This window comes from Kocuria sp. SM24M-10 (genome assembly GCF_001027955.1).
Classification (GTDB): domain Bacteria; phylum Actinomycetota; class Actinomycetes; order Actinomycetales; family Micrococcaceae; genus Kocuria; species Kocuria oceani.
In genome coordinates, this window is sequence record NZ_LDNX01000107.1 from 1 (window position 1) to 12,821 (window position 12,821).

Annotated in this window: 11 protein-coding genes and 1 tRNA gene; 6 read left to right on the forward strand and 6 right to left on the reverse strand. The window is 72.6% G+C overall.

The features are described from left to right. Both ABL57_RS12100 and ABL57_RS12105 read right to left on the reverse strand, forming a co-directional pair. Positions 1-333, reverse strand: a 333-nt coding sequence (locus ABL57_RS12100) for a hypothetical protein (RefSeq protein ID WP_047803734.1), incomplete at its 3' end; no start/stop codon positions are given. 532 nt (positions 334-865) lie between these two features. After that, positions 866-941 (reverse strand) — tRNA-Arg (locus tag ABL57_RS12105). A gap of 287 nt (positions 942-1,228) precedes the next feature. Here ABL57_RS12105 and ABL57_RS12110 point away from each other — a divergent pair. The 3 genes from ABL57_RS12110 to ABL57_RS12120 all read left to right on the forward strand — a co-directional run bounded on the left by ABL57_RS12110 (position 1,229) and on the right by ABL57_RS12120 (position 4,994). Next, positions 1,229-3,094: a phosphoenolpyruvate carboxykinase (GTP) gene (locus ABL57_RS12110; RefSeq protein ID WP_047803735.1), complete on the forward strand. Its 1,866-nt coding sequence runs from the start codon at positions 1,229-1,231 to the stop codon at positions 3,092-3,094. A gap of 162 nt (positions 3,095-3,256) precedes the next feature. Then, the gene (locus tag ABL57_RS12115; RefSeq protein ID WP_047803736.1) at positions 3,257-3,748 is read left to right on the forward strand and encodes an Rrf2 family transcriptional regulator; all 492 of its coding nucleotides are present in this window, start codon (positions 3,257-3,259) and stop codon (positions 3,746-3,748) included. 58 nt (positions 3,749-3,806) lie between these two features. Continuing rightward, positions 3,807-4,994 carry a globin domain-containing protein gene (locus tag ABL57_RS12120; RefSeq protein ID WP_047803737.1) on the forward strand — a complete coding sequence of 396 codons (1,188 nt, stop codon included), beginning with the start codon at positions 3,807-3,809 and terminating at the stop codon, positions 4,992-4,994. Positions 4,995-5,085: 91 nt separating this feature from the next. Here the strand turns inward: ABL57_RS12120 and ABL57_RS12125 are convergent, their stop codons facing one another. Further along, on the reverse strand, positions 5,086-6,486 hold the full coding sequence (locus tag ABL57_RS12125; RefSeq protein ID WP_047803738.1) for a phosphomannomutase/phosphoglucomutase: 1,401 nt from the start codon (positions 6,484-6,486) through the stop codon (positions 5,086-5,088). 74 nt (positions 6,487-6,560) lie between these two features. On the opposite strand from ABL57_RS12125, the gene manA reads away from it, so the two are divergent. Further along, complete coding sequence (gene manA, locus ABL57_RS12130) at positions 6,561-7,718, forward strand: mannose-6-phosphate isomerase, class I (RefSeq protein WP_047803739.1); 1,158 nt, start codon at positions 6,561-6,563, stop codon at positions 7,716-7,718. Positions 7,719-7,799: 81 nt separating this feature from the next. After that, a complete protein-coding gene (locus ABL57_RS12135; RefSeq protein ID WP_047803740.1) occupies positions 7,800-8,012 on the forward strand; it encodes a hypothetical protein in 213 nt (70 codons plus the stop codon). 23 nt (positions 8,013-8,035) lie between these two features. Here the strand turns inward: ABL57_RS12135 and ABL57_RS12140 are convergent, their stop codons facing one another. Together ABL57_RS12140 and ABL57_RS12145 are read right to left on the reverse strand one after the other, a co-directional pair. Continuing rightward, positions 8,036-8,908 carry an FRG domain-containing protein gene (locus tag ABL57_RS12140; protein ID WP_152683390.1) on the reverse strand — a complete coding sequence of 291 codons (873 nt, stop codon included), beginning with the start codon at positions 8,906-8,908 and terminating at the stop codon, positions 8,036-8,038. A gap of 133 nt (positions 8,909-9,041) precedes the next feature. Next, positions 9,042-10,259, reverse strand: a complete 1,218-nt coding sequence (locus tag ABL57_RS12145; protein WP_238986047.1) for a glycerophosphodiester phosphodiesterase family protein — start codon at positions 10,257-10,259, stop codon at positions 9,042-9,044. Positions 10,260-10,388: 129 nt separating this feature from the next. On the opposite strand from ABL57_RS12145, the gene ABL57_RS12150 reads away from it, so the two are divergent. Beyond that, positions 10,389-11,711 carry a hemolysin family protein gene (locus ABL57_RS12150; RefSeq protein WP_047803741.1) on the forward strand — a complete coding sequence of 441 codons (1,323 nt, stop codon included), beginning with the start codon at positions 10,389-10,391 and terminating at the stop codon, positions 11,709-11,711. A 33-nt stretch (positions 11,712-11,744) separates the two neighbouring features. Here the strand turns inward: ABL57_RS12150 and ABL57_RS12155 are convergent. Then, positions 11,745-12,821 (reverse strand): thiamine pyrophosphate-dependent enzyme (locus ABL57_RS12155; protein WP_047803744.1); only part of this gene is annotated, 1,077 nt, incomplete at its 5' end.

Here is a 12,821-nt window from a genome sequence, read left to right on the forward strand (position 1 = left end):
CTTCTTGTCGACCGTCTTGACCGTCTTGTCGGTCTTGTCGGTGTACTTGGCGTCGCGGTGGTACTTGTGCCAGTCGCCTCCGCCGGCCTTCTCCTTGGCGATGGAGGCGGCCTTCTTGAGCTCGACGTCGTCGTACTCCTTGGACTTCCACTCGCCGTGGTGGCGGTACTTCACGACCACGTCGACCTCGCCGTTCTTGCGCTCGTCCTCGTGGCTGTAGCCGCCCTTGTCGTGCCCGTTGCCGCCCCCCGCGTACGCCGGAGCCGAGAAGCCGCTCGCCACCAGCATGCCCGCCAGGGCTGCCCCGGCCAGAGTGTGCCGCAGATCCTTCATGGTGTTCCCCCTCGTGAATGAACCTGATTCCCCAAGGTGAATCAGGTGGGATCAGGCTAGGGACGGCACATTCATGTGCACAAGCGAAATTCACAAGGTTAAGAATTGCCGCTGCGAAGACCGAGAAAGAGGGCAGTGAGGCACGCGAGGTCACCCGGGCCGGGCGCTCCCGTCCCGGCGGGCCGGCGCGGACGTGCGGCGGTGGACGGAGCCGACCGTGCACGTTCCGAGCGACGCCGCAGGTCGGAATGGCCTTCCGTACGGGGGCGGGTCCTGGGCGGAAGGGACCGGCCGGTGCCGCCGTTCTCCTGGCGACAGTCCTGGGGTGCCGTCGGAGCGGGTGCCTGCCGGTGGCATTTCGCCGGGCGGATTACCTGTCGCACGGAACGTGCTGCCGCATTCCGTCAATAACGAGTGCAAATTCAGGAATTCGCAAAGAAAACTGAATTCTCGGCCGGTGGAATGCCGAACCTCCGGCTCGAAATGCACGAGAGCCCCCTTCGGCGGTGGTGCCGAAGAGGGCTCTCGTGGGTGGTGCGCCCGAAGGGATTCGAACCCCCAACCTTCTGATCCGTAGTCAGATGCTCTATCCGTTGAGCTACAGGCGCATCGACTTCCCGGCGTCACCGCCGTCCAAGCCGGGTACAACTCTACATGCGGGCCGCAGGAGCGCAAAATCGCCGGCCGCCCCGGTCCCCGGACCGCCGCGCGCGTAACCCTGCTGGGGCGGCCCCCGCCCTGACGATAGGATGAGCCCACATCACAGTAGAGACCGGCCGCCCATCTCCCTGCCGCTCACTGTGGGCCCGGTGCGACCGGGTCGTGTGTTCGACGGCGAGCACCACCACGAGAGCCCCGGGCGGTCGGCTGACGGCCTCAACGAGGAGACATGTCAATGGCTGACAACCCCACTGCAACGACGGAGACCACCGGGCTGAACGAGGCTGTGACGAGCGCGCTGGAGAACGCGCCCACCACCCACGCGCACCTTCTCGACTGGGTGCGCGAGACGGCGGAGCTGACCCAGCCGGACAGCATCCACTGGGTCGACGGCTCGGAGGAGGAGTGGAAGCGGCTCACCGACGAGCTGGTGGACGCCGGCACCTTCGTGTGCCTGGACGAGCAGAAGTTCCCCAACTCCTTCGCGGCCTTCTCCGACCCGGACGACGTCGCCCGCGTCGAGGAGCGCACCTTCATCTGCACCAAGACCGAGAAGGGCGCGGGTCCCACCAACAACTGGGAGGACCCGGAGGTGATGAAGACGGCGCTGCGCAAGCGCTTCCGCGGCGCCATGCGCGGGCGGACCATGTACGTCATCCCCTTCGTCATGGGCCACCTCGACGCCGCCCGGCCCAGCTACGGCGTGGAGATCACCGACTCCGCGTACGTGGTGTGCTCGATGCGCATCATGGCGACCATCGGCACCCCCGTGCTCGAGAAGCTGACCGCGCAGAACGGCTTCTTCGTCGAGTGCCTGCACTCCCTGGGCGCTCCGCTGGCCCCGGGCGAAGAGGACGTGCCTTGGCCCTGCAACCCGGCCAAGTACATCGTGCACTTCCCCGAGGACCGGTCCATCTGGTCCTTCGGCTCCGGCTACGGGGGCAACGCCCTGCTGGGCAAGAAGTGCTACGCCCTGCGGATCGCCTCGGCCATCGCCCACGACGAGGGCTGGCTGGCCGAGCACATGCTCATCCTCAAGGTCACGAACCCGCAGGGGGAGAGCCGCTTCATCTCCGCGGCGTTCCCCTCCGCGTGCGGCAAGACCAACTTCGCGATGCTCGAGCCCACGATCGAGGGCTGGAAGGCGGAGATGGTCGGCGACGACATCGCCTGGATCCGCTTCGGCAAGGACGGCCAGGCCCGCGTGACCAACCCGGAGGCCGGCCTCTTCGGGGTGGCCCCGGGCACCGGGTGGCCCACGAACCCCAACGCCATGCGCGCCATCGCCCGGGGCAACACGATCTTCACGAACGTGGCGCTCACCGACGACGGCGGCGTCTGGTGGGAGGGCATGACCGAGGAGGTCCCCGAGCACCTGACCGACTGGAAGGGCCGCGAGTGGACCCCGGAGTCCGGCCGTCCGGCCGCGCACCCGAACTCCCGGTTCTGCACCCCGATCAAGCAGGTCGACATCCTGGCCCCCGAGTACGACGACCCCGAGGGCGTGCCGCTGTCCGCGATCGTCTTCGGCGGGCGCCGCAAGACCACGGTGCCGCTGGTCTCGCAGTCCTTCGGCTGGGAGCACGGCGTCTTCCAGGGCGCCACGCTCTCCTCGGAGACCACGGCCGCCGCCAAGGGCGCCGTGGGCGTGGTGCGCCGGGACCCGATGGCCATGCTTCCCTTCATCGGCTACAACGCCAACGACTACCTCGCCCACTGGGTCGAGATCGGCGAGCGCGTGGGCGAGGAGAACATGCCGAAGGTCTTCTACGTCAACTGGTTCCGCCGCACCCCGACCGGCGGGTTCGCCTGGCCGGGCTTCGGTGAGAACTCCCGGGTGGTCAAGTGGATCGCGGAGCGCCTCGACGGCACCGCCGGCGGGCAGGACACCCCGATCGGGACCGTGCCCACCCCGCAGGACCTGGACCTGACCGGTCTGGAGCTGGCCCCCGAGGACCTCGAGGCCGCCCTGAAGGTGGACCCCGAGGAGTGGAAGGCGGAGCTGCCCAGCATCGACGAGTGGTTCCACCGGCTGGGCCACGTGCCCGAGTCGATCCTGGAGCAGCGCGCCGGCCTGGAGGACCGTCTGCACCAGGTCTGAGCCGGTGGCCCGGGCGGCGCGGCCCGGGCTCTCGCACCCACGGAGGGGTCCCCGCACCGGGGGCCCCTCCTTCGTGCGTGGGAGAATGGGGAAGTTCCCGCGGACGGCCGGGAGCGCCGGGACCCGGGAAGGAGCCGCCATGAGGAACGGGAGGGGCCGGTCGTGCGGCTGACAGCATTCTCCGACATCGCCCTGCGGGTCCTGCTGCTGACCGGGGGCGCCCCGGAGGGGGAGAGGCTCACCACCCGTGCCATCGCCGAGGGGGTCGGCGCGCCCTACCACCACGTGACCAAGACGGTCGGCCGGCTGAGCGGGCTCGGTCTGCTCGCCTCGAGCCGCGGGCGCACCGGCGGGGTGTCCATCACCGCCGCGGGGCTGGACACCGGCGTGGGCACCCTGCTGCGCGAGCTCGAGGCCGGTTCGGCGATGGTCGCGTGCGAGGCCCCGGACGGGCACTGCCCCCTGGACCACGAGTGCCGGCTGCGCCGGGCGCTCGCGGACGCCCGGGAGGCCTTCTACCGGGCGCTCGACGACGTGCGGGTGCGCGATCTCGTGAGCGAGCGGCAGGTGGGGCCGGTGCTCCTGTCCATCGGGATGCGGCCCCCGGGAGAGCCGGAGGGCCGGCCGGCGGTCCCGGCGGCACCGGTTCCTTAATAAAGCATCTGAAATGCTATTTTCGGGGTGTCAGATACCGGCACCCCAGGAGGCAACGATGCTGTCCGAGAAGTCCCGCCCCGTCATCGAGCAGACCATCGGCGTGGTCGCCGAGCGGATCCCGTTCATCACCCCCGAGTTCTACCGCTCCATGTTCGCGGCGCGCCCGGATCTGCTCGACGGTATGTTCAGCAGGGCGAACCAGGAGAACGGGAGCCAGCCGCAGGCGCTCGCGGGCTCCATCGCGATGTTCGCGTCCTGGCTGCTGTCCCACCCGGAGGGCTACCCGGACGAGCTGCTCTCCCGCGTGGCGCACAAGCACGCGTCCCTGGGCGTGCTCCCGGAGCACTACCCGGTCGTCCACGAGCACCTGTTCGGTGCGATCGCCCGGGACCTCGGTGACGCGGCGACCCCCGAGGTGGTCGCCGCCTGGGACGAGGTGTACTGGCTGATGGCCGACGCCATGATCAGGATCGAGGAGGGGCTGTACGGGGCCCGGGCCAACGACGTCGTCGTCGCCCCGTTCCGCGTCGCCGCGAAGGAGCAGGCCGGGGTCGGCACCGTCGCCCTCACCCTCGAGCCGGCCGACGGCACCCCCATGACCCCCGCCGTGGCCGGGCAGTACGTGACGGTGCAGGTGCGGATGCCCGACGGCGTGCACCAGCCGCGCCAGTTCACCCTGGTGCCCGGTCCCGAGGGGACCCGCCGGATCGCCGTCCGCCTCGACGAGCGCGGTGAGGTCACCCCCGTGCTGCACCACGACGTCCGGCTGGGCGACGTCCTGCAGGTCTCCAACCCCTACGGCGACGTGGTGCTCCCGGAGGGGGACGGGCCGCTCGTGCTGGTCTCCGCCGGCATCGGGGTCACGCCCATGCTGGCGTTCCTGGACCGGCTCGTCCGCCAGGAGTCGCGGCGCGAGGTCCTGGTGCTGCACGCCGACCGCTCGGCCGCGACGTGGCCCCTGCGCGAGCTGCACGAGCTGCTCGTGGCCGAGCTGCCCGGTGCGCGTCTGGAGACCTGGATGGAGGCCCCCGGCGAGGGCGACCACGACGGGTTCATGGACCTGACCGGAGTGCGGCTCCCGTCCGGTGCCCAGGTGGTGCTGTGCGGTCCGCTGCCGTTCATGCGGGCGGCCCGCTCCGCCGCGGTCGCCCAGGGCGTGCCCGGGCGCAGCATCGCCTACGAGATCTTCGGCCCGGACCAGTGGATGCTGCACGACGACGCCCGCGAGGCCGCCGTCGCCTGAGCCCGTCCCGGCAGCACGGAGCCCCGCGGGACGCGCTGTCCCGCGGGGCTCCGTGCTGCCGGCCCCGGAAGGCCTGCGGGTCCCGCCGCGCTCAGGAGCGCACGAGCCCCAGAACCCGGTCCCGGACCCGCTCCATGGTCTCGACGTCCTTCGCCTCGACGTTGAGGCGCAGGAACGGTTCCGTGTTGGAGGGCCGCAGGTTGAACCACCAGCCCTCGTCCGGGCAGCTGAGCGTCGTCCCGTCCAGGGTCTCCACCACCACGTCCCGGTCCGCGAGGGCGTCCACGACGCGGCGGACGGCGCCCGCCTTGTCCTCGACCGTGGAGTTGACCTCCCCCGAGGCCGCGTACGGGTCGTACTGGTGCATCAGCTCGCTCAGCGGGCGCTCCTGCTCGCCCAGCGCCGCCAGCAGGTGCATCGCGGCGAGCATCCCGGTGTCCGCGTTGAAGAAGTCACGGAAGTAGTAGTGGGCGGAGTGCTCGCCGCCGAACACCGCGGACTCCTGCGCCATCACGGCCTTGATGAACGAGTGGCCCACCCGGGTGCGCACCGGCCGGCCGCCGCGGGCGGTGACCAGCTCGGGGACGGCCCGGGAGGTGATGAGGTTGTGGATGATCACCGGCGTCTCGACGCCCTCCGCCCGGGCCCGCTCGATCTCCCGCTCGGCCACGAGCGCGGTGACGGCGGACGGGGAGACCGTCCCGCCCCGCTCGTCGACCACGAAGCAGCGGTCGGCGTCGCCGTCGAAGGCGATGCCCAGGTCCGCCCCGTGCTCCTGCACGGCGCGCTGGAGGTCCACGAGGTTCTCCGGCTCCAGCGGGTTGGCGGGGTGGTTGGGGAACGTGCCGTCCAGCTCGAAGTACAGGGGCACGATCTCCAGGGGAAGGGCCGGCAGGACCGCGTCGCCCAGCACGGCGGGAGTGGTCAGTCCGGCCATGCCGTTGCCGGCGTCGACCACCACCTTGAGCGGGCGCGTCCCGGAGAGGTCCACCAGGGAGCGCAGGTACTCCGCGTAGCCGGCCAGGACGTCCCGCTCGGTCACGGTGCCCGGAGCCGGGGCGGCCGGTATCCCGTCCTCGTCGAGGTAGCGCTGCGCCAGGTCGCGGATGTCGTAGAGCCCGGTCTCGGAGGAGACCGGCACGGCCCCGGCCTTCGACATCTTCATGCCGTTGTACGCGGCGGGGTTGTGGCTCGCCGTGAAGGTCACCCCGGCGGCGTCGAGGGTGCCGGAGGCGTAGTACAGCTCGTCGGTGGAGATCAGCCCGATCTTCAGCACGTCCGCGCCGCGGCGGACGGCGCCCTCGGCGAAGGCGTCCATGAACTCCGGGGAGGAGGGGCGCATGTCCCCTCCGACCAGGACCGTTCGGCCGGCGAGGTCCAGGACGTCCACGAACGCGGCTCCGGTGGCCCGGACGGTCTCCGCGGTGATGGACTCGCCCACGATGCCGCGGACGTCGTAGGCCTTGAACGAAGCTGAGAGATCGATAGTCACAAGCGCCGATCTTAGGCCACGACCGTCCCGGGTCGCCGCCGGACCGGCGGGTGGTCTGTGATTGGATGACGGGCATGGGTGAGATCCTCCGCATGCGCAATCCGGTCCAGCACTATGCCTGGGGCTCGCGCGAGGTGCTGGCCCGGCTCCGGGGCGAGCCCGTGCCGAGCCCCGAGCCCGAGGCCGAGCTGTGGGTGGGAGCGCACCCCTCCGCCCCGTCGGTGGTCCTGCTCGACGGACGCGAGCGGCCGCTGGACCGGCTCGTGCAGGAGGATCCCGAGGGCTTCCTGCCCGCGTCGGCGCGCGGCGGCGAACTGCCCTACCTGCTGAAGATCCTGGCCATCGACGCCCCCCTGTCCATCCAGGTCCATCCCTCCCCGGAGCAGGCGGAGGAGGGCTACGAGCGCGAGCAGCGGGCGGGGATCCCCCGGGACGACCCGCGGCGCAACTACAAGGACCGCTCGGCCAAGCCCGAGACCGTGGTGGCGCTCACGGAGGTGGAGCTGCTCACCGGGGTGCAGCCGGCGGAGCGGCTGCGGGCCACGGCCGACCGGCTCGGCCTGGCCTGGCTGCGCGCGGCCGCCGACGGCGAGCGTCCCGTGCTGCCCCGGGTGCTCGCCCTCGACGACGACGCCGCCGCGGACGCCGTGGCGGAGACCGTCGCCGCGGCCCGCGCCGCCGGCCCGCAGGACCCGGTGGCCGCGCTGGTCCGGTACTTGCACGACCGCCACCCGGACGACCGCGGCCTGCTGGTGGCCGTGTGCATGCGGCACGTGCGCCTGGCCCCCGGCCAGGCCCTGCACACCCCGGCGGGACAGGTCCACGCCTACCTCTGCGGAACGGCCGTCGAGGTGATGAGCTCCTCGGACAACGTCCTGCGGGCGGGTCTGACCGGCAAGCACGTGGACGTGCCGGAGCTGCTGGCGGTGCTGGCCGAGGTGCAGTCCGACCCCGAGGTGGTGGAGCCCCCGGCCGACGAGCACGGCGCGCGCGTCTACCCGCTGTGGGACGAGCGGCTGTCCCTGGTCGCCCACGAGCTCGTGCCGGGCCGCGCCGTGCCGTTCGAGCTGCGCGGGACCGCCGTGCTCCTGGCCGTCGGGGACCGCGCGGTGGTGCGCACCCCGGAGGCCGAGTGGACGCTGGGCGGCGGGGAGTCGCTGCTCCACCGGGGCGCCCCCACCGCCGTGGAGCTGTCCGGGGACGCCCGGGTCTTCACCGTCTCCTGCGGCTGAGGCCGGTCCCCGTCCGGGGTCACTAGACTGGGCCCACCGGCCCCGGAGCGCCCGGTGCCTGTTCTCCCCGGGAGACCCGCCATGAGCACCACCCCGTCCGACGGTCTGCGCGGCACCACCGCGCCGTGCCCGCGCTGCGGCGCCACGGGCTTCGAGCTCGTCTACGTCCAGATCATGCCCGACGACTGGGACACCGCGCGCGACGTCGAACTGGCGTCCCCGTCGATGATGCTGCCCGACGGGCGCGCCCCCGAGTTCTCCTGCCAGAACGGGGCCTGCCGCCACCTCTGGTGAGCCGGCGGACCCGCTCGGCCGGCTCAGCCGACCGGGGCCTGCGGGCCCTCGGTCATGCCCGGCGCGGCCGGGCCCTCGAACCGGGACATCTCCGGTCGCGGCCCGTAGTAGCGCCGCAGCCACCGGGAGAGCCCGTCGAGGCCGGGGAAGAGCACCCGTGCCGTCACGTTGGCCTGGTCCAGGTGGTCCCGGATCCGCCACTTGAGCCCCGCCGGGATGATCACCTTGCGGTAGAGCTCCGGGTGCTCGCCCAGCCAGTCGTGCAGGGAGGCGCTCGCCCCGGGCATCGCGGAGAAGACGGCCGACTGGTTGACGATCCGCTCGTCCAGCGAGGGCGGCTCGAAGAACAGGGGCGCGGTCTGCGCGCCGCCGCTCACGCACCGGTCGAAGTCCTCGAGGGTGTAGGCGATCCGGCCGAGCATGCCGGTGGTGAACAGGCCCGCCTCGTGCGCGCGGATCTCGCGGCGCAGCTCGGCGGGGAGGAGCTCGTGGGCCGCGGCGTAGTCGACGCACCACACGGCGCCCGGGGCGTCGTAGCAGCGGGGGTCCGCGGTGGCGAAGTGCAGCGCCACGTAGGGGGAGTTCGTCCAGTCCAGCAGCCGGGTGGGCAGCCCGTGGTGCTGGGCCACGGACAGCCAGTTCCAGTCGGAGTCCCCCGGCGAGGTGTCCCGGGCGGCGTACTTGCGGAAGTTGCGCAGGATGTGGGACTCGACCCGGTCGCTGGCCCCGCCCCGGAGCCGGTACAGGCTGGTGTGCAGGTCGTGGTCGGCCAGCGCGTGCCCGCGGTAGACCACGTTGATCCGGAACTGCCCGCGGGAGGGCTGCCAGTCGCTGTGCGTGAGGGCGTCGATCAGCCCGTAGAGGTCGTCCTCGGCGATCTCGATGACCGGGTCCATGAACGGCGTCCCTGCCTCTCCGCGGGTCTCCCTCGACAGCGTGCGCTCCACCGTAGTGCGCGCCCGCCGTCCGGGGAAGACCCGCGGTCAGCGGAGGACCCGCGGTCCGGGACGGTCCCCGGACCGGGGCGGCTCAGTTCGCGAAGACGTCCTGCAGCCGGTCCTCGTCGGTCCACAGGGCCACGGAGTCGCCGCCGTTGTTGAGCACGGAGGCGGAGCGGCCGTTGTAGGAGGCGTCGTCGGTGTCGGTGCCGGGGCCGGTGTACACCCGCAGCTGCTCGCCCGGGGCCAGCTCGTAGCCGGCGCCCACGGACAGGACGTTGTTCGCCGCGTCGCGCAGGATCCAGCCGCTCACGTCCACGGTGCGGGGGCCGGTGTTGGTGAGCACCACGTGCTCACCGGTCCCGAACCGGACGTCGTCGCCGGGCACGTCGTTGACGGCGCCGGAGATCTCCACGCCGTGGTCGCCCGGGTAGGGGTCCAGGCCGTCGAGGAGGCGGTCGGTCTGGATCGGGAAGTCGCCGGTGACCATGTCCACCCCGAGCTCGAGCACGTGCTGGACGGCCTCCGGGGAGTTGACGGTGTACACGCCCAGGTCCAGGCCGGCGGCGTCGACGCGCGCGACGTCCTCCGCGTCCAGGGCGCGGTAGTTGGTGCCGACCGAGTCCACGAAACCCGCCCAGCGCTGGATCGTGGCCGCGTCGGGCACGGACCCGGTCAGCTGCTGGAGGGGGACCTCGGGCGCGAGACCGGCGAAGGTGCGGTTGGAGGCCTCGTCGAAGCCGATCACGGTGACCTTGCCGGCCGCCAGCAGCTTCGACCAGTCCTTGTCCTGCGCCAGGGCGTCGGCGACGACCTGTTCGATGCCCGGGGAGTTCCGCGGCGACTTGATCTCGATGTAGACCCCGGTGTTGACCGTGGCGACCTTCGCGGCGTCGTCGAGGTGGGGGATCCGCTCGCCGGCGAACCGCGGGCCGAAGTAGGACCCGGCGTCGAGCTGCTGCAGCTCCGCCCAGGTGAAGGAGGTGACCGGGTCGTTCTCCCGGCCCGGGAAGACCTCCGCCACGTCCGTGGTGCGCGCCGGGGTGTCGTCGTGGAAGAGGAACGGCACGCCGTCGGCGCTGAGCTGCACGTCGATCTCGAGGTAGTCCACGCCGGCGGCGCGGGCGTCCTTGAACGCGGAGACCGTGTTCTCGGGCGCGGTGCCGGCGGCGCCGCGGTGGCCGATCACGAGCGGGCGGTCGGCGTCGGCGGGGGCCGCGACGGCCGGCGCCGCGACGGTCAGCACGGTCGCCGCGCCGAGGGCTCCGGCGGTCACGGCGCGCAGGACGGGAACGAGGGGATCGGACACGGGGGTGCTCCTTCGAGCTCGGGGACGGTGCCCCGCCAGTCCAGCCGGGCCGGGTGACGGCGTGGCCGACGCGAGGTGAAGCGCCGGTGATCTCCTGGCGTCCCGGGACCGGCCGGTACCGTGGGCGGCATGGACTCCGACACCCTGGTCAACCTGCTGCTGGTCCTGCTGTTCGTGGTGGTCGGGGGTGTCTTCGCCGGCACCGAGATGGCGATCGTGAGCCTGCGCGAGAGCCAGATCCGCCGGATCGAGCGCTCCGGGCGCAAGGGCGCCCGGACCGCGGCGCTCGTGCGCAACCCCAACCTGTTCCTCTCGGCGGTGCAGATCGGCGTGACGGTGGCCGGGTTCTTCTCCTCGGCCTACGGCGCCTCCACCATCGCCCCGGACCTCGCCCCGCTGATCGAGCGGGCCGGGCTCTCTGAGTCCGCCGCCCGGACCACCGCGCTGATCGGGATGACCCTGGTGATCGCCTACCTGTCCCTGGTCTTCGGGGAGCTCGTGCCCAAGCGCCTGGCCATGCAGCGCTCGGTGGGCTTCACCCAGCTGCTGGCCCCGCCGCTGAACCTGTTCGCCAAGCTGATGCGCCCGGTCATCTGGCTGCTCTCGGCGTCCACGAACCTCGTGGTGCGGCTGGTCGGCGGGGACCCCCACGCCGTCGGGGAGGAGGTCTCGGCGGAGGAGATCCGCGACCTGGTGGTGGACACCCGGGGGATCGGGCCCGTCTCCCGCTCGATCCTCACGGACGTCTTCGAGGCCGGGGAGCGGCGCCTGGCCGAGGTCATGCGGCCCCGCCCCGACGTGCAGTTCCTCGACGGCACCCTGTCCATCACCGAGGCGTACCGCACGGCGCTGGGCCTGCCGCACTCCCGCTACCCGGTCACGGGCGCCACCGTGGACGACGTGCTCGGCTTCGTGCACATCCGCGACCTCGTGCAGGCCGACGCCGACGGTGACGGCGTGATCGAGGCCCCGCCCCGCACCCTGCGGGACGTGGTGCGGCCCATCCCCTTCCTGCCGGAGACCAACCACGTGCTGCGCACCCTCCAGGCGATGCGCAAGAACGGGCAGCACATCGGTCTCGTGGTCGACGAGTACGGCGGCACCGCGGGCATCGTGACCCTGGAGGACCTGGTCGAGGAGCTCGTGGGAGAGATCTACGACGAGTTCGACGCCGGGGTCCGGGAGCACGAGGACACGGTGCTGCGCTCGGGCGAGGCCGTGCTGGTCGACGGCGGGCTCATCATCCAGGAGGTGCCGGAGGAGACGGGACTCACCATCCCGGAGGGGCACTACGAGACCGTGGGCGGGTTCGTCATGGACCGGCTGGGCCGGGTGGCGCGCCCGGGCGACGCCGTGCAGGTGGACGGGTGCCGGCTCGAGGTCCTGGCCGTGGACCGCAGCCGGGTGGAGCGGGTCCGGATCACCCGGCTGCCGGACGACGGGCCGTCCTGACCGGGGCCCGCGCCCGGCGCGGACCCGGTGGGCTCAGTGCCCCCGGAAGGCCTCGGCCAGCCACCACGCCCCGCCGTCGGAGGCGATTTTCGCGTCGATCACCAGCGGGCGGTCCCGGGGCCCGTCCGCCCAGGTGCGCACGGCGGCGAGGTCCTCGACCGTGCGCACCACCACGCCCTCGGCGCCGAATCCGCGGCCGACCGCGGCGATGTCCACGTCGGGGAACACGACCGTGTCCAGCGGGACGTCACCGGCGCCCGGACCGGAGAAGTGGTGCACCTCCGCGCCGTAGGCGGCGTCGTCGTAGACCACGCAGACCAGCGGCAGGCCCAGCCGCACCGCCGTCTCGAGCTCCGCGACGCCCATGAGGAAGCCGCCGTCCCCGGTGCCCAGCACGGGCAGCCGGTGCGGCTGCGCCAGGGCCGCGCCGATCGCGGTGGCCAGGCCCAGGCCCACCGACTGGAAGGCCTGGGTGAAGCAGAACCCGCGCTCGTCCGGCACGGAGAGGTACTGGCTGGGGTAGCCCATGAAGTTGCCGCTGTCGACCGCCACGACCCGCTCGGCGGGCAGCAGCGCGTCCAGCTCGCGGGAGAGCACCCGCGGGTCGATCCGCTCGCCCGTGGAGAGGTCCTCGAACGGCACGTCCCGCCAGCGCCCCTCCCGGGCGATCCGTGCCGCCAGCTCCGGGGTGCGCCAGGACGACGACGCCGCGGGCGCGCCCTCCAGCGCGGCCAGGACGTCGCGGGCGGTCTGCCCGCACTCGCCCACGACCCCGAGCTCCAGCGGGCGGTCCACGGGCCGGTGCGCGCCCAGCGCGGTCTCCTCGAGGTCGACCTGCACCACGGCGGCCTGCGGGCCGAGCAGCCGTCCGTGCCGGGTGGTCCACATGTTCAGGGCGCAGCCCCAGCCCACCACGAGGTCGGCCGCGCTGATCAGCTCCGCGGCCAGCGGCGTGGAGAAGCCGCCGGAGATGCCGAGGTCGAACTCCTCGCCGGCGAACAGGCCCCTGGCCACCGCGGAGGTCGCCAGCAGCGCGCCCGTGCGCTCGGCCAGGGCGGCCAGCTCGGCCCGCGCCCCGCGCGCCCCGCGGCCGGCCACGAACACCGGCCG

Excerpts from the sequence above, each read along its gene's own strand:
- ABL57_RS12110 (WP_047803735.1), top strand. The coding sequence starts at position 1,229 with ATGGCTGACAACCCCACTGCAACGACGGAGACCACCGGGCTGAACGAG.
- ABL57_RS12120 (WP_047803737.1), top strand. The coding sequence starts at position 3,807 with ATGCTGTCCGAGAAGTCCCGCCCCGTCATCGAGCAGACCATCGGCGTG.
- manA (WP_047803739.1), top strand. The coding sequence starts at position 6,561 with ATGGGTGAGATCCTCCGCATGCGCAATCCGGTCCAGCACTATGCCTGG.
- ABL57_RS12135 (WP_047803740.1), top strand. The coding sequence starts at position 7,800 with ATGAGCACCACCCCGTCCGACGGTCTGCGCGGCACCACCGCGCCGTGC.
- ABL57_RS12140 (WP_152683390.1), bottom strand. The coding sequence starts at position 8,908 with ATGGACCCGGTCATCGAGATCGCCGAGGACGACCTCTACGGGCTGATC.
- ABL57_RS12150 (WP_047803741.1), top strand. The coding sequence starts at position 10,389 with ATGGACTCCGACACCCTGGTCAACCTGCTGCTGGTCCTGCTGTTCGTG.